This window comes from Cronobacter dublinensis subsp. dublinensis LMG 23823, from assembly GCF_001277235.1.
GTDB classification, from domain to species: Bacteria; Pseudomonadota; Gammaproteobacteria; order Enterobacterales; family Enterobacteriaceae; genus Cronobacter; species Cronobacter dublinensis.
This window is the reverse complement of record NZ_CP012266.1, coordinates 608,597-627,860: the sequence shown is the minus strand read 5'-3', so window position 1 is coordinate 627,860 and position 19,264 is coordinate 608,597. Positions and strand designations below refer to the sequence as shown.

Annotated in this window: 16 protein-coding genes; 3 read left to right on the top strand and 13 right to left on the bottom strand. The window is 58.8% G+C overall.

Going from position 1 to position 19,264, the window contains the following annotated elements; all coding sequences use genetic code 11:
* Positions 1-208: 208 nt before the first annotated feature.
* Together AFK67_RS02940 and ascF are read right to left on the bottom strand one after the other, a co-directional pair.
* Positions 209-1,639 carry a 6-phospho-beta-glucosidase gene (locus AFK67_RS02940; protein ID WP_007732140.1) on the bottom strand — a complete coding sequence of 477 codons (1,431 nt, stop codon included), beginning with the start codon at positions 1,637-1,639 and terminating at the stop codon, positions 209-211.
* A 12-nt stretch (positions 1,640-1,651) separates the two neighbouring features.
* The gene (ascF, locus tag AFK67_RS02935; RefSeq protein WP_007732145.1) at positions 1,652-3,115 is read right to left on the bottom strand and encodes a PTS cellobiose/arbutin/salicin transporter subunit IIBC; all 1,464 of its coding nucleotides are present in this window, start codon (positions 3,113-3,115) and stop codon (positions 1,652-1,654) included.
* 309 nt (positions 3,116-3,424) lie between these two features.
* Between ascF and AFK67_RS02930 the strand changes: the two genes are divergently transcribed.
* Positions 3,425-4,447, top strand: a complete 1,023-nt coding sequence (locus AFK67_RS02930) for a LacI family DNA-binding transcriptional regulator (RefSeq protein ID WP_007732150.1) — start codon at positions 3,425-3,427, stop codon at positions 4,445-4,447.
* Here AFK67_RS02930 and AFK67_RS02925 read toward each other — a convergent pair.
* The 5 genes from AFK67_RS02925 to AFK67_RS02905 all read right to left on the bottom strand — a co-directional run bounded on the left by AFK67_RS02925 (position 4,432) and on the right by AFK67_RS02905 (position 8,747).
* Positions 4,432-4,824 carry a putative T6SS immunity periplasmic lipoprotein gene (locus AFK67_RS02925; protein WP_007732154.1) on the bottom strand — a complete coding sequence of 131 codons (393 nt, stop codon included), beginning with the start codon at positions 4,822-4,824 and terminating at the stop codon, positions 4,432-4,434. The genes AFK67_RS02930 and AFK67_RS02925 overlap by 16 nt on opposite strands.
* Positions 4,825-4,922: 98 nt before the next feature.
* A complete protein-coding gene (locus tag AFK67_RS02920; protein WP_007732156.1) occupies positions 4,923-5,993 on the bottom strand; it encodes a DUF2955 domain-containing protein in 1,071 nt (356 codons plus the stop codon).
* 2 nt (positions 5,994-5,995) lie between these two features.
* Positions 5,996-7,063: an HlyD family secretion protein gene (locus AFK67_RS02915; protein ID WP_007732157.1), complete on the bottom strand. Its 1,068-nt coding sequence runs from the start codon at positions 7,061-7,063 to the stop codon at positions 5,996-5,998.
* Between the two features lie 2 nt (positions 7,064-7,065).
* On the bottom strand, positions 7,066-7,536 hold the full coding sequence (locus tag AFK67_RS02910) for a MarR family winged helix-turn-helix transcriptional regulator (RefSeq protein WP_007732159.1): 471 nt from the start codon (positions 7,534-7,536) through the stop codon (positions 7,066-7,068).
* 137 nt (positions 7,537-7,673) lie between these two features.
* Positions 7,674-8,747 (bottom strand): LacI family DNA-binding transcriptional regulator, encoded by a 1,074-nt coding sequence (locus tag AFK67_RS02905; RefSeq protein ID WP_007732164.1) that lies wholly within the window; start codon positions 8,745-8,747, stop codon positions 7,674-7,676.
* A 272-nt stretch (positions 8,748-9,019) separates the two neighbouring features.
* Between AFK67_RS02905 and AFK67_RS02900 the strand changes: the two genes are divergently transcribed.
* Positions 9,020-10,288 (top strand): maltoporin, encoded by a 1,269-nt coding sequence (locus tag AFK67_RS02900; protein ID WP_007732166.1) that lies wholly within the window; start codon positions 9,020-9,022, stop codon positions 10,286-10,288.
* Positions 10,289-10,472: 184 nt separating this feature from the next.
* Here the strand turns inward: AFK67_RS02900 and AFK67_RS02895 are convergent, their stop codons facing one another.
* The 6 genes from AFK67_RS02895 to AFK67_RS02870 all read right to left on the bottom strand — a co-directional run bounded on the left by AFK67_RS02895 (position 10,473) and on the right by AFK67_RS02870 (position 17,697).
* Positions 10,473-10,790, bottom strand: coding sequence for a PTS sugar transporter subunit IIB (locus tag AFK67_RS02895; RefSeq protein ID WP_007732170.1), 318 nt, complete (start codon positions 10,788-10,790; stop codon positions 10,473-10,475).
* Positions 10,791-10,857: 67 nt separating this feature from the next.
* Entirely contained in the window at positions 10,858-12,918 is a 2,061-nt protein-coding gene (locus AFK67_RS02890; protein WP_007732171.1) for a beta-galactosidase, read from the bottom strand.
* Between the two features lie 97 nt (positions 12,919-13,015).
* On the bottom strand, positions 13,016-14,215 hold the full coding sequence (locus tag AFK67_RS02885; protein WP_007732177.1) for a glycoside hydrolase family 53 protein: 1,200 nt from the start codon (positions 14,213-14,215) through the stop codon (positions 13,016-13,018).
* Positions 14,216-14,219: 4 nt separating this feature from the next.
* A complete protein-coding gene (locus tag AFK67_RS02880) occupies positions 14,220-15,071 on the bottom strand; it encodes a sugar ABC transporter permease (protein WP_007732178.1) in 852 nt (283 codons plus the stop codon).
* 9 nt (positions 15,072-15,080) lie between these two features.
* A complete protein-coding gene (locus AFK67_RS02875) occupies positions 15,081-16,364 on the bottom strand; it encodes a carbohydrate ABC transporter permease (protein ID WP_085958849.1) in 1,284 nt (427 codons plus the stop codon).
* 109 nt (positions 16,365-16,473) lie between these two features.
* Positions 16,474-17,697, bottom strand: coding sequence for an extracellular solute-binding protein (locus AFK67_RS02870; RefSeq protein ID WP_007732181.1), 1,224 nt, complete (start codon positions 17,695-17,697; stop codon positions 16,474-16,476).
* A gap of 359 nt (positions 17,698-18,056) precedes the next feature.
* Here AFK67_RS02870 and AFK67_RS02865 point away from each other — a divergent pair, with 359 nt between their 5' ends.
* The gene (locus AFK67_RS02865) at positions 18,057-19,166 is read left to right on the top strand and encodes an ABC transporter ATP-binding protein (RefSeq protein WP_007732184.1); all 1,110 of its coding nucleotides are present in this window, start codon (positions 18,057-18,059) and stop codon (positions 19,164-19,166) included.
* Positions 19,167-19,264 lie beyond the last annotated feature (98 nt).

Here is a 19,264-nt window from a genome sequence, read left to right as displayed (position 1 = left end):
AAGTAAAAACGCGATTACGCAGAGATTCAGCAAGTTATGTGCCAGGAATCGGCGGGCGAAAGGGGGGCGTTTTATGCCATAACGGGAAAACGACGCCCTGCGATTGTGCAACGCGGCACAGTTTGCACTGTCGGCGGGAGATGGGAGGGAGTGGAAACAGACGCGCGCCTCCTTTGACGGCGACGCGCGTTATAACGGATGGCGGGGATCAGTCGAGATCGGCGCCGTTGCTGGCGACAACTTTTTTATACCACCAGAACGATTTCTTACGCTTGCGCTCCAGCGTGCCGCGGCCCTGGTCGTCGCGATCCACCCAGACGAAACCGTAGCGCTTGCTCATCTCGCCGGTAGAGGCAGAGACCAGATCGATGCAGCCCCAGGTGGTATACCCCATCACCGGGATGCCGTCCCCGATGGCTTCGCGCATCGCAAGGATATGCTCGCGCAGGTAGCTGATGCGGTAATCGTCTTCGATTTCGCCGTTTTCGTTAAAAGCGTCTTTCGCGCCGAGGCCGTTTTCCACCAGAAAAAGCGGCTTCTGGTAGCGGTCGTACATCATGTTCATGGTGATGCGAAGCCCCAGCGGATCGATGCCCCAGCCCCATTCGCTGGCCTCGATATAAGGGTTTTTCAGCGATTTCACGATATTCGCCGCGCTGGTGACCTGGGTATTCATATCCGCTGAGGCGCAGCGTGAGGCGTAGTAGCTAAAGGAGACAAAATCGACGGTATCTTTGAGGATCTCGTCATCTTCCGGCGCTTTCTCGATAACAATGCCTTTTTCGCGGAACAAACGCTGCGTGTAGGCCGGGTACGCCCCGCGCGCCTGCACGTCGATGAAAAACAGGTTTTCCCTGTCTTTTTCCAGCGCCGCCCAGACATCTTCCGGCTTGCAGGAGTATGGATAGAAATTACCGCCTGCCAGCATACAGCCCACCTGGTTTTGCGGGTTCACCTCGTGGGCGATGCGGGTGGCGATAGCGCTGGCGATAAGCTCGTGGTGCGCCGCCTGGTATTTCACCTGCTCCTGGTTTTCACCCGGCTCAAACGCCAGGCCCGCGCCGGAAAACGGGCTGTGCAGCAGAATATTAATCTCGTTAAAGGTGAGCCAGTACTTCACCAGCCCGTCGAACGCTTCAAAGCAGGTGCGCGCGTAGCGGGTGAAAAACTCCACCATCTTGCGGCTGCGCCAGGAGCCATATTCGGTGACCAGATGCATCGGCACGTCGAAGTGGCAGAGCGTCACCAGCGGCTCGATATTGTACTTTTTGCACTCGCTAAAAAGGTCACGGTAAAACGCGATGCCCGCTTCGTTCGGCGTCTGTTCGTCGCCGTTCGGGTAGAGGCGACTCCAGGCGATAGAAGTACGAAACACCGTAAAGCCCATTTCAGCCATCAGCGCGATATCTTCTTTATAGCGATGGTAAAAATCGATCGCCTCGTGGCTTGGGTAAAACTCGTCGTCGCGCCATGCGACGCGCTTGTCCTGCCCGAGTTTCACCGCCAGACGATTCGGGCCGTGCGGCAGCATATCCACCGTGGTTGGCCCTTTGCCGCCCTCGCGCCAGGCACCTTCGGCCTGGTTTGCCGCAATGGCGCCGCCCCATAAAAATCCGTCGGGAAAAGTCTTGTTATCCATACGTATCCTCTGTTAATTCGTTTTTACTGCGGGCGCCTGCGTGGGGAATGCGGCAGGCTGCGCGTTGTCGCGGGCGGGCTGCGCTTCTTCGACAGGAATATCCTCAAAGCCCAACACCAGCGTCAGGATGAACGACAACACCACCGCCAGCGCCATCACCCCAAAGACCCAGACAATCGTCATCGGGTTGGCCGGATCGAAAAACTGCACGCTGGTAAAGAGCCCCGGCGCCGCCATCGAATGACTGGCGAGCCCGGCAAGCCCGGCGACCGCGCCGCAGATAAAGCCGCTGATAAGGCTCGCCACCAGCGGGCGTTTCAGCCGCACCGCCACGCCATAGAGCGCGGGCTCGGAGATGCCCGCCACAATGGCGGAGGCCGCCGCGGCAAGCGCCGTCTGGCGCAGTTCCGGGTTGCGGGTGCGCCAGGCTACCGCGAGCGATGAGCCGCCGAGCGACAGGTTCGCCCCGATTTCCGACGGCATCACCATGCCCTCTTTGCCGGTTTCGGCGATGGTCTGGATGATGGTCGGCGTGAACACGCGGTGCATGCCGGTCATCACCAAAAGCGGCCAGAGCGCGCCCATAATCGCCACCGACAGCCAGCCCAGATAGCCGTGGATGGTGTACACCACTGACGAAATACCGCTGCCGATCCAGATCCCAACAGGGCCAATCAGCACGATGGCGATGGGTGAGGCGATCAGCACAATGAGCATCGGCTTCAGGAAGTTCTTGGTTACCGCCGGCGTGATGTTGTCCACCCAGCGTTCAATATAGGAGAGTATCCAGGTCATGCAGAGCGCCGGGATCACGGTATAGGTATATTTTACCGCCGTGACCGGAATGCCAATGAAATCGACAGGTTGCCCCTGCGCGGCTTTGGCCATCAGGTCAACGAAGTTCGGGTGCACCAGCACGCCCGCGATAGCGATGGCGAGCGACATGTTGGTTTTGAACTTCACGGCGGCGGAGGCGGCCACCATAATCGGCAGGAAAAAAAACGCGCCGTCGCCGATGACGTTAAGAATGGTCAGCGTCGGCGCGCCCTTCGCGACCACGCCCGACATCTCCAGCACCATCGCCAGCAGTTTTACCATCGAGCCGCCGATAATGGCCGGGATCAGCGGCGACATGGTGCCTATCAGCGCATCAAGAATGCCCGCGCCGATGCGCCGCAGCGTGATTTTGTCATTGCGCGGCAGCGCGCGCTCGGCCCGCGCGCCTTCCGGCAGCAGCGTCAGCACTTGCGCGTAGGCCTGAGAGACCGTATTGCCGATGATGACCTGACACTGGTTGTCGCTGCGCACCACGCCCAGCACGCCGGGGATCGTTTTCAGACGCGCCGCGTCCACTGCGCTGTCATCGTTAAGCACAAAACGTAGGCGCGTCATGCAGTGCGTGACGGCCGCCACGTTACCGCCACCGCCAATCGCATCGACTATCGAGCGCGCCAGCGCCACGTAATTCTTTGACATGATGGTGAAATCTCTCGTTATCACACGCCGTGGCGCGACATCGCCCCTGCGCGTTTATTATTTTAAATTCAGGTACTTGCCAGTGCTTTGCGCGTAACACGCCGCGTTGCGCTGGCAGGATGACGAAATAGGTAACCGGTTCCACATCAGATTGGTTGCATGTGAAAAACAGATCAACTGAAATTTTTTTGGGCTTTTAAATCTGTGATGCAGATCGCCACAAGGCAGCCGTAAGCGTGCGCCATGCCCTGCCGCTTTGGCGGGAAATGTGTAGAATGTGCGGCACTTAAGCCGAGCCGGAGAGAGAAGATGTCGACAATGCAGGAAGTGGCCAAAAAAGCGGGCGTGTCCAAGGCCACCGTTTCTCGCGTGCTGTCCGGCAAAGGGTATGTGAGCGACGAGACGCGCAAACAGGTGTTCGACGCCATCGAAGCGACCGGCTATCGCCCGAACCTGCTGGCGCGTAATCTCGCGACCAACAAATCCCAGTGTATCGGGATGGTGGTCACCAACACGCTCTACAGCGGCAGTTACTTCAGCGAAATCCTCTCCCGCGCGGCGAAAAAGCTGGAAGAAAATGGCCGACAGTTAATCCTGGTGGACGGCAAGCACAGCGCCCGTGAAGAGCGCGAGGCGATTGAGTTTCTGCTCGATCTGCGCTGCGACGCGATTATCCTCTACCCGCGCTTTCTCGGCGTCGATGAGATTGACGATATCATCAGCCAGACCCGCCAGCCGGTGATGGTAGTGAACCGTAAACTGCGTAAACACCAGAGCCACTGCGTCTGCTGCGACCACAAAGGCGCGAGCCTTAGCGCCACCACGGCGCTGATTGCACGCGGGCATCGCGATATCGCGTTTATCACGGGCTCCCCTGATTCCCCCACCGCGCTGGAGCGTCTGGCGGGTTACAAGGAGGCGCTGCGCCAGCACGGCATCGCGTCTGCGCCATCGCGGGTGCTGGAGGGGAAATGGACGGCCGCAAGCGGCGCGGCGGCGGTCAACGCGCTGCTGGAACGCGGCGTGGCCTTCAGCGCGGTGATAGCCAGTAACGACGATATGGCGGTCGGCGCGCTGAAAGCGCTGACCGACGCAGGGCTCAGCGTGCCACAGCAGGTGTCGCTGATAGGCTTTGACAACAGCCCTAACGCGCCGTTTTTAAGCCCGGCGCTCGCGAGCGTCAAAGATCCGGTGACCGATATGGTTCACGAAACGATAAACCGCCTGATTTCCATGCTCGACGGCGGTTATCTCTCGCGCGACAACCTGTTTGTCTCGGAGCTTCTCCTGCGTGATTCGGTGGGGAATGGGCCTTATTACGGGTGCGCGTAAGTGGCGCTGAGGGTTAGCGGGAAATGCGCAGCTGTGGCGAAATGCGCGGTGAATAAGCGCTGCGGGCCGCCTTTCAGGCTCTGGAAATAATAGTACGCCGAATAGCGGTTGCCGGGGCGGTAACTGAATCCCAAATCGGGTAAACACTGCCCGCGCGCCACGTGGCGTTTCGCCTCGGGCAACTGCGATTCCATTAAGGACTCTCCCTTCTCGCTGTATATTTCAACCGAGCGGATGACCTCATCAGCTTTATTCGGCACCAGTAAACAGACCGTATCGCCACGCGCCATTACCGCGGCTGGCTCTTCGAGAGATATCCTGTCCGCACCGGAAGGACACCCTGTCAGCAAACCTGTCACAACCAGCAGGCGTTTCATTTTTCGGCTCCCTCAGCATTTCCGTTATGCATCATGCATCGCGAGCTTAACGCGCTGCGCAGGGCTGCGCCAGCCATCCACGCGGCGCAGGGAACGCCTTAAGGCTCGCTTTTTACCACGTAACGGGTAGCGGCGAAGCGGTTTAAGATGAGGTGCACTAAAAATACCATCGTGAGGGTTATCAGCAGCGACACGGTGACGGAGCTGATGCGGTAGAGATCGCTGAACACCAGATCGGTGTCGGGGTGCAGGTTCTGGCCGAACATAATGCCAAGCGTGGTGATGCTGGCGAAGCCGACGCCCGCACCGACCTTTTCCATCACGTGCAGCCGCGCGCTGAACGCAAAGCCGAGCGCGATAAGCGGCATCATCAGCACCATATGGCTGCTGTGATCGTAGAGCACCAGTTGCACCAGCAGCACGTAAAGACAGCCAATCACCACCCCGACCACGCGCCACAGCGAGCTCAACACCGCGCCGCGATAGTGCATGGGAAAGAGGATCAGAATGCCCGCCATCAGCGCCGAGAGCGAGTCGCTCAGATCCGCCATCTGAAACACCACGAAGTTCAGCGTCGCCACCGTGCCGGAGAGCAGATATTCATGGCGCACCCGCGCGGCGTCTTTCTCAATCAGCGGCGGCGGCTTGCGCGGCTCCACGTCCGGCAGCAGATAGTGCATCAGCGCGCTTAAGCCCACGGCCATCACGCTCGCTTCCATGTTGGAAAACAGCAGCGTATGCCAGTCGCTGGTCGGGTAGCTCATAAAGTTAAGCATCACGCTCTGACAGACCACGCCCATTGAGCCGAAAAGAAACAGCGGCCCTTTGCTCATAAAGCGAAAACGCATGACGTACAGCGCAAACACCACGCCGGTCATAACCACCGGCCACTGCGCAAGATAGCCGACGATAATCACCATTTCGACGCAGTTCAGCGCCGCGCTAAAGATAAACTGCTTCGCGACATGGCGGTTGAACACGGGCACCAGCGACAGCAGCATGATCGGGTAGATAACGAAAAAGACCCCATAGCTGGTGTTGTAGAAGCTCGAAATGCTGAGCGCCGTGACGCCCGCCGCCATGATGCGCAGCGTCTGGCGAAAATCATTCGCCGTGTAGACGATGTTGTCGTGCGGCGTAAAAACCCGCGCCAGCGTGTTAATAGACATGGTTAGTACACATAGTGCAGCAGGCTGATGAGGTGGATTTGCAGCCCGGAGAAGAAGCGGGCGAACGCGCCTTCGCTGTTATAGAGCTGCACCGTGGCGCGCGCGCCGGTCGGCAGCGACGCAGGCAGCGGCTCGTCGAGCGCCACGTGAATGCGCATACGGCGCGCGTCGCGCACCCAGCGGTTCGACTCTTCCGGCTGCGACAGCTGACCATTCACCGCCTCCTGGCCTGCCAGTATCCCGGCGTCGTGGCTGGTCACGTGGGCGCGAAACACCTGGCCTGGCAGCGCGTCGAACACCACGGCGGCGTCCGTCCCGGCATGGGTATGGCGCAGGCTTTTCTCGCGAAAATCGGCCACGATATCGGTCTGCTCGCTCACCAGCGCCAGCGCGGGCGTACCGGCAGCGGCGTACCAGCCGGGGCTTAATTGCAGATTGCTGACGGTGCCGTCGGCCTCGGCGCGGACCTGCGTCCAGCCGAGGTTCAGCTGCGCGTCCTGCAATGCGTTGCGGTATTTTTGCAGCGTGACGTTGCGGCTGTCATCACGCTCGCCGCGCGCGATGGTCAGCTCGCTGATTTTCGCCTCCAGCTGCGCCACCGCCTGTTCGCTGGTCTGCCAGGTGGTGCGCACTTTATCGAGATCCTGCTGAGAGACGTTTTGCAGCGCGCTCAGGCGCTGGTAGCGATCAAAGGTGACCTTATCGTTACGGGCCGTCAGACGGGCGGTATTGAGGTTCGCCCTGGCGGCGACGATTTGCGCGTCGAGCTGACTGTTGTCGAGTTTCGCCTGGCGCAGGGCGATTTCCGCCGCCTCGACGCGGTTGGCGAACGGCGAAGCGTCGAGCTCAAACAGCAGATCGCCTTTCTTCACGCGGCTGTTATTGGCGACATGCACCGCCGCCACGTAGCCCGACACGCGCGAGGAGACCGGCGTCACGACGCGCATCACGGTGGAATCCGGCGTCAGCGGGATCCAGATATCGGCGAGGATAAAGTACACAAACATCGCCAGGAAAGTGGCAATACTTACCCTTACCCAGCGGGCAAATTTTTGTTCCGGAGTCATCATAATTATTGTGTTTTTTCGGGGTCATCTTCGCGGATCGTTCGCAGATTACGCGCGATGTGATTTAACGTTTCGCTGAAGATATCCATATCCTGCGCGGGAATATTTTGCGACACGCGCGCCTGATAACGCGCAATGACCGCGTTCAGCGTGGCGAGCATCGCCCTGCCGTCGTCGGTGAGCGATAGCAGGCGAATGCGTTTGTCGTACGGCGAGGTGCTGCGCGCCAGGTAGCCTTTATTTTCAAGGCACGCCAGCGTGCGCATCAGCGGCGGCAGCTCAATGCCCTGCACCTGCGCCAGCTCGCTGACCGAAATGTTATCCCCTTGTTGATCGAGCTGCATCAGCACCGTCCAGCCCGACTGCGTCAGGCCGGTATCGGTAATGGCGTTGTCGATAATCGCGCGCCACTGGCGGACGATCATCGCCATGCGCATGCCCATCGGGCGGCGGGCGAAGCGTTCATCTTCAGTCATCGGGGGCTCCCTTCAGTCAGCGGGAGGGCAAATTAATACTTATCAGGGTAAGTATCAAGAAACGGGCGGGGAAAAGGCATGGATTGCGAAAGGCGCGGGCCGCCGCGCGCGGCAGACGGCCCAAACAGCCGGGAGGATTACTGGCTAAGACGACTGGCGATAAGCCGCAGCTCGTCAGCGATTTTGCGCATATCCGGCGTGTCGTCCGCGCGCGGCCCGGTGGAGTGACGGATAACCAGCCGCGCAGGCAGGATGGACGAAAGCCGCGAGGCGTCGCTTTCGCTCGCCTCCAGCATCCGGCGCACCGCCTCTTTGCCCTGCATGTCGAGATCGAGCGACACGGTGGTCAGCGCCGGATGGAAAAACGAGCTTTCGTACGTGTCATCGTAGCCAATCACCGATTTCTGGCCCGGAATGGAGAGCTGCTGCTGATGGAACGCGCTCAGTACGCCCAGCGCCATCTGGTCGTTTGCTACCAGCACGGCGGTAAAATGCGGCGCCTCGCGCAGCATTTGCAGCGCGCCCGCATAGCCGCTCTGGGCATCCCAGTTACCGTGCAGCACCGTGACCGGCTTTAAGCCGTAGCTCTCCAGCGTCTCCAGCCAGCTTTTCAGGCGCAGCCGCGCGGAAACCGACCGCTCCGGGCCTGCCAGCAGCGCGATATCGCGATGCCCCAGGTCGTATAAATACTTCACGCTCGCGCGCGTGCCGTCAGCCGGATTAAAAGAGACGTTAAATACCGAGCTGTACGGATCCACGTCCAGGAACAGGCACAGAATGTCGTCGTTCTCAGCGGCTATCTTCTCGGCTTCCTGGGTCTCCAGCGGCACGTTGATGATAACCTTATCCACCAGCTGGGACTTGAGCTCGTTGATGGAATCCTGAATTCCCTGGCTGACGTTCTCATCGATCATTGAGATCAACACCTGGTAGCCATCCAGATTTGCGTAACGTTTCACCGCCGCCGCCACCTGTGAAGGCGCGTGCAGGGCCAGCGACGTCGTCACCAGCCCAAGCGTCAGACTCTGCTTGCCGACCAGCTGCTGCGCCAGCCGGTTTGGCACGTAACGCAAATGGGCGATCGCCTCTTCCACCTTGCGGCGCGTGGCTTCAGAGACATTCGCCGACTTATTCAGTACACGAGACACCGTCTGGTAGGAAACCCCCGCGTGGCGGGCGACGTCTTCCAGTGTGGCGCTTTTAGACTTCATGTTCCGGTTCCTTTTTCGTAGGCTGGGCTGATTGTAACAGGGGCCAGCCGGAAATACCTTTTCTGCACAAATCGTCGTGATCCTTTCGCCACATCAAGTACTACGTTCACAATACATAAAACTCGTGAGAAACATCACCGTTCGTTACAAAACAGGCCAATTTATTTGCACTGAGTCACAATTAATCAAGATCAAATTTGCCTGATATTTCGTAAAGGCGTTTTATGGCTGCGGTTATGTGAACGTAATACAAAACAATAAAAGAGGTTACTATGAACACTACGCTACGCACAGTGGCCGTTGCGTTAGCCGCCGCGCTGACTTCACCCTGCCTGATGGCAGCCTCATCCTCTGTACCTATTGATTTTCATGGCTATTTGCGTGGCGGCGTGGGCGTCTCGCAGGACGGCGGCCAGGAAGAGTGGCAGAAAAACAAGCTGGGGCGTCTCGGCAACGAAACCGACACCTACGGCGAAGTGGAGCTGGGCTCTGAAGTTTATAAAAAAGATGAAGTCAGTTTCTATATCGACAGCATGGTCAGCATGGTGTCTGACGGCTCCAACGACAGCGAAACCACGCTGAATGACGATGCCCAGTTCGGCCTGCGCCAGTTAAACCTGCAGATCAAAGGGCTTGTCCCGGGCGATCCGAACGCCGTTATCTGGGGCGGTAAACGCTACTACCAGCGCCACGATCTGCACATCATCGATACCAAATACTGGAACATCTCCGGCTCCGGCGCGGGCATTGAAAACTACACCGTCGGGCCGGGCGCGGTCTCATTCGCCTGGATCCGCGGCGACGCCAACGATCTCGACTACCGCGTGGACGGCGATAACGACGTCAACATCAACTATCTCGACCTGCGTTACGCGGGCTGGAAACCGTGGGCGGGCGCCTGGACAGAGTTCGGCATTGATTACGCCATGCCTAACCCGACCGACAAACAGAAAGAGTACGGCGGCCTGTATGAAGCCGACAATGGCGTGATGCTGACCGGCGAAATCAGCCAGGACATGCTCGGCGGCTATAACAAACTCGTGTTGCAGTACGCCAACAAAGGCCTCGCGCAGAACATGGTATCTCAGGGCGGCGGCTGGTATGACATGTGGAACTATGTCAACGACGCCAGCGGCTATCGCGTGATCAACACGGGCCTGATTCCGATCACCGACAAGTTCTCTTTTAACCATGTCCTGACCTGGGGCTCGGCGGATGACATCACCGCCACGACCGATAAATCCCGCCTGCTCTCGCTGGTAGGCCGCGGTCAGTATCAGTTTACGCAGTACGTGCGCCTCATCGGGGAAGTGGGCGGTTTCTGGCAGAAAGACACCTATAACAACGGCACGGATTTCAAACAGAGCGGCGAAAAATATACCATCGCGCTGGGTCTTGCCGACGGCCCGGATTTCATGTCGCGCCCGGAACTGCGCGTGTTCGCCTCTTATCTGAACGACTCGCAGAACGGTAAATCGTTGCAGGACGGCACGGCTGACGATACCTGGAACTTCGGCGTTCAGGTCGAGGCCTGGTGGTAATACCCTGACGCCAGGCAGGCGGCAGCGGCCCGAAACCGCTGTCGCTATGTCGCCTTTCGGCAGTCATGCAGGACAAGCGTTGTATCTCTGAGAACTGTGGCACCTCCATCAAGGCGTAAGCCGCTGATGCACCCTCGTTGCCTTTTGCGGGATAACCTCTTATGCAGGGTTATCCCGCTTTTTTTTACTTACCCGTAAAGCGCTCATCCAGCAGCTTGCGCAGCGCATCGGACTGCTTGCCGAAAATCGCGTGAACTTCCTGACCGAGAATAATCACGCCCAGCGCCCCTTCGTCCTGTAAGGCCTGTGAATCAACGCGGGTTAAATCTTTCACCTTCACGCGCAGGCGCGTCATGCAGGCATCGACGCTGTCGATATTGTCCTGCCCGCCGAAATCCGCCACCAGGCGCGCGATTTGCTGACGCTCCTCGTCGCTTAGGGCAATCGTGCTGGCGGGCTGCGGGCGGGTAACGTGGTTGAGAAACGATTTCAGGCTAACCATAGCGGCTCCTTGTTCAGGCAGAAATAAAAAAGCGCCCGTTCGGGTGAACGGGCGCGCAGGGAGAGGGTCAGGCGAGGCGGCGGCGCAGAATGCGGCACCCCCACGGGGCGAGCGGCAGCTTGCCGCTGACGGCATCGCCGGTCAGCATATCCGCGCAGCCCTCCGGCAGCAGCACCGACTGCGGCGCGCCGGTGTAGTTTTCAACGAAGATAAACGCCGATTCGCCATCCTGACGGGCGTGCGCCGTGACGCCTGGCGGGAAGTCCGCCTCCAGCGCGCGCGCAAGCGCCAGCTCGTTAATAATGTTGGCGAAGAAATCACGCTGGAAGGCGAGATCGTTACGCGAGGCGACATACCACGCCTTGCCCGCGCCAAACCCGTTAACGGTCACCGCCGCGCGTCCGGCGTAGAAGTCGTCGCGATAGGTCGCGAGCGCCGTCGCGCCTTCGGTGTGGATAAGATCGCACAGATGGCGTACCTGATACGGCCCCTGTAGCCCCGCTTCGTTGCCCGCCAGCCCCTGAATGAGGTTGCGTTCGCCGTCCGCGAGGCAGTCAATCTCTTCCGCCCAGATGCCCAGCAGCTTACGCAGCGGGCCGGGGAACCCGCCCAGATGGCAGAGATCGGTGTCATTAACGATGCCGCTCCAGTACGTCGTCACGAAGTGACCGCCCTGTTCGACGAACGCCTCGACGCGCTGTGCGAAGCCCTCGCGCACCATGTAGAGCATCGGCGCGATAACCAGTTTATAGCGGCTGAGATCGGCGTCGGCGTTGATGATATCGACCGCGATCCCCTGCTCCCAGAAAGGCCGGTAGTGCTCGGCGACGGTCTTCTCATACTCCAGCCCCAGGTTACGCGGGCCCTGCGCATCATCCATCGCCCAGCGGCTTTCCCAGTCGAAAATCACCGCCACCTGCGCGTCCACCCGCGCGCCGACCACCGGGTCGAGCTGGCTTAAGATATCGCCGAGCTGCGCCACTTCGCGCCCGATGCGGGTGTCGATATGGCCGACGTGATCGACCACCGCGCCGTGGAATTTCTCCACCGAGCCGCGGCTCTTGCGCCACTGGAAGTACTGCACCGCATCCGCGCCGTGCGCCACCGCCTGGAGCGAGGAGAGAATATGCATCCCCGGCTTTTTCAGCTTGCTGGTGGGCTGCCAGTTGGTGGTGCCCGGCGTCGATTCCATCAGCACAAACGGTTTGCCGTGCTTTAAAGTGCGCATCAGGTCGTGATACATGGCCGTGTAGCAGGCAAGCTCGGTTTCGTCTTTCTCGCGGTGCCACATCGGGTAGCTGTCCCAGGAGATAAAATCGAGCGGCTCCGCGAGCTGCCAGTAGTCGTAATCGTAGAAATACTCCATGAAGTTAGTGGTCGCCGGTAATTCCGGGTTCACCGCCTTCAGCGGGGCCAGTTCGTGACGGCAGAAATCGGTCACCTGCGCGGTGTTGAAGCGCCGCCAGTCCAGATTCAGGCCGTGAATAGAGTTTTCGCCCTGCGGCGCCGGGGACTCAATCTGCGACCAGTCGGTAAACGTGTGGCTCCAGAAGGTGCTCCACCAGGCCTCGTTGAGTTTATCGAGCGTGCCGTAGCGCGCTTTCAGCCAGCCGCGGAAATTCTCCTGACATAAATCGCAATGACACTCGCCGCCATATTCATTAGAGATGTGCCAGCCGAGCACCGCCGGGTGGTGCGCGTAACGCTCCGCCAGCAGACGGTTAATGGTCGCGGTTTTTTCGCGGTAGACCGGCGAGCTCATGCAGTGATTGTGACGCCCGCCGTGCAGCGCCGGAACGCGATCGCGCCCCACGCGCAGCACCTGGGGGTATTTCTGCGACATCCAGGCCGGGCGCGCGCCGCTCGGCGTCGCGAGAAACACGTGAATGCCGCCCTGATACAGCTTGTCGATAATCTCATCGAGCCACTCGAAGCGGAACACGCCCTCTTCGGGCTCAAGCTTCGCCCAGCTGAAAATACCGACCGACATGACGTTGCATTTGGCCTGCTGCATCATGGCGATATCGCTCTCAACGGTGCCCGGATAGTGCTCCCACTGCTCCGGGTTGTAGTCCGCGCCGTGCAAAAGGGCGCTGACCTTCGGACTTAAAGGCGCAAATTTGTTCATTGTAAGCTTCCTGATACCGCATACCCGTCCACTTTCATCCGGCAGGCATCAGGGCCTGCCGGGTGAATACAACCGGGTATAAAGGGAATAAAAAGGATTAATTAAAGACTTTCACCGAGGGCAGGACCTGCCCGTGGCAATCGAAAAACGCCTGGTTTTCGCGGGCGTTGCCAGTCTTCCACTCGTCGTGGATATACTTCATGCCCGCGGGCGTCGCCCAGGTGTTGCCGGGAACGGCAATCCACGCGGGCTCCCAGTAGAAGATGCCCTTGCCGCGATGGTTTTCGACATTCGCCACGCTCTGCATCAGGTCATGCACGTAGTCGTACTGGCCCTGCACCGTCGCCGGGTAACCGCCGTCTTTTTCTTCTTTCTGCTGGAAGCTGTTCTCGGCGTTGTCGCAATTCTCCAGCGTGTACGCATAGGCAGCTTCCACCACGATCACATCTTTGTCGTAGCGCTTGCTGATGTCGTCCATATTGGCTTTAAGCGCGCTGATGGGGCCGTTCCAGTAGGTGTACATCGACAACCCAATGACATCGAACGGCACCTGGCGTTTGGTGATTTCATCAAACCACCAGCGGAAGGTGTCGTTTTTGGTGCCTTCGGCCAGATGCAGCATGATTTTTACCTGCTCGCCCTGGGTGAGATTTTCCCGCAGGCCGCTGATGGCCGCGTTCAACAGCCCCGCGAGACGGTCAAACTCGCCGCCGCCCTGCCCCCAGCTTTTGCCCTCCGGCCACAGGATGCCGCCGTTAATTTCATTACCGATCTGCACCATATCCGGCAGCACGCCCGCCTTTTTGAATTCAGCGATGGTGTCGCGGGTGTAGTCATGGATCGTAGTTTTCAGCTGGTCGTAACTCTGGTTTTCCCAGGCTTTCGGTTTGAACTGCTTGCCAGGGTCAGTCCAGAAATCGCTGTAGTGGAAATCGAGCAGCAGCTTCATGCCCTGCGCTTTTACGCGTTTTGCCAGCGCCAGCGTGGTGGCGAGATCGTTGGTGCCGCCGCCGTAGGGCGCGCCCGCGCTGTCTTTCGGGTCGACCCACAGGCGCAGGCGCACGTAGTTCACGCCGTTCTCACGCAGGATAGTCAGCGCGTCCTGCTGTTTATGGTGCGCGTCGTAAAACTTCGCGCCCTGGCGCTCCAGCTCCGGCAGCGTGGAGATATCCGCGCCTTTAATGAAATCGGCCGGGAGAGAAAGCGGTTTCGGCGTTATCTGCGTCGTACTGGCGGCGAAAGCGGAAAAGCAGCAGGCCAGCGAGACGGCAAGCAGTGCGGGTTTACACAGTTTCATCAGATTATCCTTTGGTACTGCCGGAGGTCAGGCCGGAGACGAAGTATTTCTGTAAAGCCAGATAGAGAATGGCGACGGGTACCGCAATCAGCACCGCACCCGCGGCGTAGGTGGTGTAGCTCGCGCCCATCTTCTGCGCGACCAGGTTATAGAGCCCGATAGGCAGCGTGTATTTGTCCGGCGTGCGCAGAATAGTGCTCGATAAAATGAAATCCCCGAGCGGCCCGGTAAAAGAGAACAGCGCCACCACCGCCACGATGGGTTTAGAGAGCGGCATGATGATCTCAATGAAAATGCGGAAGTTGCTGGCACCGTCCATACGCGCGGACTCGTCGAGATCTTTTGGGATAGCGTCGAGATAGCCCTTCATCAGGTACGTATTCATCGGGATCATGCCCGCAACGTAAATCAGCACCAGCGCCAGGTGGCTGTTAATCAGCCCGAGCAGCTGCGACAGCACGAAAATGGCAATCAGCGCCGAGAACTGCGGGATCATCTGCAACAGCAGGAACAGCATCAGCCCGTTCTGACGCCCTTTAAAGCGGAAGCGCGAGAACGCGTAGGCGGTGAAGCTGACGCTGATTAACGTCAGTACCATCGTCATGAAGCTGATTTTCATCGAGTTCCAGTACCAGGTGAGGTAATTCACCTGGCCGTTGAAGAGATCGGCGTAATGCTGGAACGACAGGTTTTCCGGGATTATCGAGCTGCTGAGCAGGCTATTGCCGGCGTTCAGCGACGCGCCGACCGTCCAGATGAGCGGATAGATAATGATTACGCTCACCGTCAGGATCAGCAGCCACGAGAGCGAGAGCCGCAGCCACTTTTCCTGTTTCATGCTTTGTCTTTTGGCCATGACGTCTCCTTATGCCGTCTCGTCATTTTTGAACGACTTCGTGGCGCGGAACTGCCACAGCGCCAGCCCTACCACGAAGATGGAGAGCAGAATGGTTATCGTCGCGGCGATGGCGTACTGGGACGAAGACATCGTCAGCTTGTAGATCCAGGAGACCAGAATATCGGTGCCGCCCGCGTTGGAGCCGGCCACCGCAGGGCCGCCGTTGTTAAACAGATAGATGATGTTGAAGTTGTTAAAATTGAACGTGTACTGGGTGATGATGATGGGTGCAATCGCATAGAGCACCAGCGGCAGCGTAATGGTGCGCAGGCGCGTCCAGGTGCTGGCGCCGTCCATCTTCGCGGCCTCATACAAATCATCCGGGATCGCCTGCAACACGCCGGTGGTCATCGCGAACACAAACGGGAAGCCGAGCCAGGTCTGCATCATGATCAGCGCGGTTTTAGTCCAGAACGGATCGGTCATCCAGGGTTTCGGCGCGATATTGAAAAACGCCAGGATCGCGTTGTTAATCACCCCGAAGCTGTCGTTAAACATCCCGGCGAACACCAGAATGGTGACAAAACCCGGCACCGCCCACGGCAGAATGAAAATGGTGCGGATAAGCGGCTTGAAGCGCAGATCTTTCTGGTTCACCAGAATCGCCAGCAGCACCCCCACCGTGCACTGGAACGTCGTGGCGAGTAGCGTCCACACCACCGTCCATTGCAACACGTCAAGGAACGTCGAGCGCCAGATGGAGAGCGTGAAAATATTGACGAAATTCTTAAGCCCCACCCAGTCCACGAGCTTCGCGGGCGGCGTGTGGTAGAGGTTGTAGTTGGTGAAGGCTATCGCAAACCCAAAGAGGATCGGAAACACCACCAGAAACACCAGCAGAATAAAGCCGGGCGCAATCATCAGATACGGAAAGCCATCCGAGAGCAGCAGCTGATACTGCTTACGCACGCTGTTGAGCGTCAGCCCCTCGTCGCGGCGCTTGCCATTGATCCACGCATCGCGCAGCGAGAAGTAATAGACCGTCACTCCAAAGCACACCACCAGCAGGCTCAGAATGCCCTCCGCCAGCAGGAAGATGGAGTTATCGCGCGGCACCTCTTCACCCAGCGTGTAGAGCCCCCACAGCCCGACACGCAGGAAATCGTGAAACACCCCGAGGAAGCTTGCCAGCAGCACCAGGAAGGTGACGCCTTTTAGCCACTGACGGTTATAAAACTGGCCCACGCCCGGCAGCAGAGCGCAGAGCAGCGCGCACCAGGCGTGTCGGCCGGCCCCTCGGGCTACGGGCATCTTTTCGCTGGGACTGATAATCACACACGGCTCCTTCTGAAAACGGGAGGCGCGCCTCCCGCTTTTGACTGTTCATCCGGCGACGCCCGCAGACGCCGCCGGGTACGGCTTACTGATTGCTGGCCTGCATCGCTTCTATCTGCATGGTTATCTGTTTCACCGCGTTATCAAGCGCGGTTTTCGGCTCCTGCTTGCCGGTCACGCTCAGCTCCAGCGCGGCGTTGGCCGGTGCCCAGACTTCCCCCATTTCAGGAATGCCCGGCATCGCGCTGGCGCGGGCCGCCTGCACGGCGACGGCGCTCGCCTTCTGATCGTCTTTAATCACCGGATCTTCCATCAGCGCCACCAGCGGCGGGATCTCGCGGGTCGCGATGTAGCGGATCTTCACGTACTTCGGCTGGTTGATGAATTCGAGAAACTGCTGGGCCAGCGCTTTGTCTTTGCTCCAGGTAGAGACCACGTAGCCTTTAACGCCGAGGAACGAGCTCATCGGCTTGCCGTCCGGCAGCGTCGGCAGCGGGGCCACGCCGTAGTTAATACCGGCGGCTTCGTAAGGCTGGAACGCCCACGGGCCGTTAATCACCGCCGCCGCTTTTTTCTCGGTAAACAGGGAGTCGATAGCGTTCAGGCCGTTATCGCCGATGATCCCCGCCGGGAACACGCCATCAGCGTAGAATTTCTTCAGGAAGGTGACGGCTTCCACCGCGCCTGGCTTGTTCAGGCCCACGTCGGTGGCGTTAAACCCGCCTTTGTCGTTTTTACCGAAGATGTAGCCGCCCATCGGGCCGATAGCGCCCCAGCTGTAGTAAATCTGGTCGAACTTGGCGAGCAGGCCGTACTGGTTTTTCGCGCGCTGTGCTTTAGAGAAGTCATACCAGGCCTGGAGGCTGTCGAACGGCTTTTCGACCAGATCTTTGTTGTAAATAAGCACCAGCGTTTCGACGGCTTTCGGCAGGCCGTATTGCGCGTTGTCCATGCGGAACGCGGCGATGGAAGACGGCGTAAACGCGTCGGTCTCTTTTTTGTCGAAGCTCAGCGGCGTTAACAGCCCCTGCACCACCGCGCCGCCCAGCTGATCGTTTGGGATCACCAGCACGTCCGGGCCGATCCCCGCCGGGCCGTCGAGGCGCAGCTTCTCAAGCTGCTGGGCGAACGGCATCTCCTGCAGATTCACTTTCACGTCGTACTGCTTTTCAAAATCCGCCACGGCATCCTTAATTCCGGCGGATTTTTTAATATCTTCCCAGACGTTAAGCTGTCGGGTCGCCGCGCTGGCGCCCGTGCTGACCATCAAAGCAGAGAGCACCAGGGCGGTAAGTATGTTCTTTTTCATTCTCAACCTCATGTGAAGGTATAACAATCAGGCGTTTTTTATTGAATGTGGTCGTTCTGTTTTAAAACCCAATCGCTGTAACCACGCAGCTTGCGAAGGACTGCTTAGCGAGAGTTCGTTTTGTTATACGCTACGCTGCCAACCCTGATAACTCTACAAAAAACTGTGCGTTGTGTGATCGTGGTTACAGAAATGAAAACCAGCGATAGGGGGCGAAATCCGGGGAAGTTATAGTCATGACACTGATTTAAAGCCGTTGCGCATCACTACGCTGAATTGTTACACGTAATACAAAAAGAGGTTCAGCGCCCGTCCATTACGCCAGCGGCCACCACGGCTTACACTTTCGAGGAACCCTGATGTCCAGCATAAGACTGAGGAATGTCACCAAACGGTTCGGGAAAACCGAAACCCTGCACAATATCAATCTCGATATTGCCGACGGCGAATTTGCGGTGTTCGTCGGGCCGTCCGGCTGCGGGAAGTCCACGCTGCTGCGCATGATCGCGGGCCTTGAAGAGGTGAGCGACGGTGAAGTGCTGATCGGCGATGAAGTCATGAACGACGTGGCGCCGGCGCACCGCGGCGTGGCGATGGTGTTTCAGTCCTACGCGCTCTACCCACATATGACGGTGGCGGAGAACATGGGCTACGGGCTGAAGGTCAATAAAGTGCCGAAAGATCAGATCCGTCATCAGGTGGAAATGGTGGCGAAAACGCTGCAGCTCTCGCACCTGCTGGATCGCAAACCGAAGCAGCTTTCCGGCGGCCAGCGCCAGCGCGTGGCGATTGGCCGGGCGATTGTGCGCAACCCGCAGGTGTTTATGTTCGACGAGCCGCTCTCGAACCTCGACGCCGAATTGCGCGTGGAGATGCGTCTGCATATCGCCAGACTGCACCAGGAACTGAAAACTACCATGGTCTATGTCACCCATGACCAGGTCGAGGCGATGACGCTCGCCGATAAAATCGTGGTGATGAATTACGGCAAGGTCGAGCAGATGGGTTCGCCGATGGAGCTTTACTACAATCCGGTGAATAAATTCGTGGCCGGGTTTATCGGCTCGCCGAAGATGAATTTCCTGCCCGCCACCGTGGCGCACTGGGAAGAAGGCGTGCTGGACGTGACGCTCTCGCAGGGTAAAACGCTGCGTCTGGCGCTCAACACCGCGCCGCTTAAGCCTGGCGATGCCGTCACGCTCGGCATTCGCCCGGAGCATCTCTCGACTAACGCGCAGGCGGAGGTCACCCTCACCTTTAACTGCGAAGTGGTGGAGCGGCTCGGCAACAACACCTACCTGTTCGGCCAGTGCTACGGGCATGACAACGTGAAAATTTTACTGCCGGGCGACGTGCATTTCCGCCCGTGGCAGGCGATCGACGTGGGCTTCAGCCCGCGTGACTGTATGGTGTTTGACGCCGACGGGCTGCGCATCAGCGCCGAAACCGACGTCCCGCACGCGCATTAATGTTCTCCTGCGTCGGCCTTAACGGGGCCGACGATTTTCCCGCCGCTTTTCGGATTTCACAAAGATCCCCTCCCTCCATTACTGTATATAATACCAGT

Coding starts and splice junctions, on each gene's coding strand:
- AFK67_RS02940 (WP_007732140.1), bottom strand. CDS start 1,639: ATGGATAACAAGACTTTTCCCGACGGATTTTTATGGGGCGGCGCCATT.
- ascF (WP_007732145.1), bottom strand. CDS start 3,115: ATGTCAAAGAATTACGTGGCGCTGGCGCGCTCGATAGTCGATGCGATT.
- AFK67_RS02930 (WP_007732150.1), top strand. CDS start 3,425: ATGTCGACAATGCAGGAAGTGGCCAAAAAAGCGGGCGTGTCCAAGGCC.
- AFK67_RS02925 (WP_007732154.1), bottom strand. CDS start 4,824: ATGAAACGCCTGCTGGTTGTGACAGGTTTGCTGACAGGGTGTCCTTCC.
- AFK67_RS02920 (WP_007732156.1), bottom strand. CDS start 5,993: ATGTCTATTAACACGCTGGCGCGGGTTTTTACGCCGCACGACAACATC.
- AFK67_RS02915 (WP_007732157.1), bottom strand. CDS start 7,063: ATGATGACTCCGGAACAAAAATTTGCCCGCTGGGTAAGGGTAAGTATT.
- AFK67_RS02910 (WP_007732159.1), bottom strand. CDS start 7,536: ATGACTGAAGATGAACGCTTCGCCCGCCGCCCGATGGGCATGCGCATG.
- AFK67_RS02905 (WP_007732164.1), bottom strand. CDS start 8,747: ATGAAGTCTAAAAGCGCCACACTGGAAGACGTCGCCCGCCACGCGGGG.
- AFK67_RS02900 (WP_007732166.1), top strand. CDS start 9,020: ATGAACACTACGCTACGCACAGTGGCCGTTGCGTTAGCCGCCGCGCTG.
- AFK67_RS02895 (WP_007732170.1), bottom strand. CDS start 10,790: ATGGTTAGCCTGAAATCGTTTCTCAACCACGTTACCCGCCCGCAGCCC.
- AFK67_RS02890 (WP_007732171.1), bottom strand. CDS start 12,918: ATGAACAAATTTGCGCCTTTAAGTCCGAAGGTCAGCGCCCTTTTGCAC.
- AFK67_RS02885 (WP_007732177.1), bottom strand. CDS start 14,215: ATGAAACTGTGTAAACCCGCACTGCTTGCCGTCTCGCTGGCCTGCTGC.
- AFK67_RS02880 (WP_007732178.1), bottom strand. CDS start 15,071: ATGGCCAAAAGACAAAGCATGAAACAGGAAAAGTGGCTGCGGCTCTCG.
- AFK67_RS02875 (WP_085958849.1), bottom strand. CDS start 16,364: ATGCCCGTAGCCCGAGGGGCCGGCCGACACGCCTGGTGCGCGCTGCTC.
- AFK67_RS02870 (WP_007732181.1), bottom strand. CDS start 17,697: ATGAAAAAGAACATACTTACCGCCCTGGTGCTCTCTGCTTTGATGGTC.
- AFK67_RS02865 (WP_007732184.1), top strand. CDS start 18,057: ATGTCCAGCATAAGACTGAGGAATGTCACCAAACGGTTCGGGAAAACC.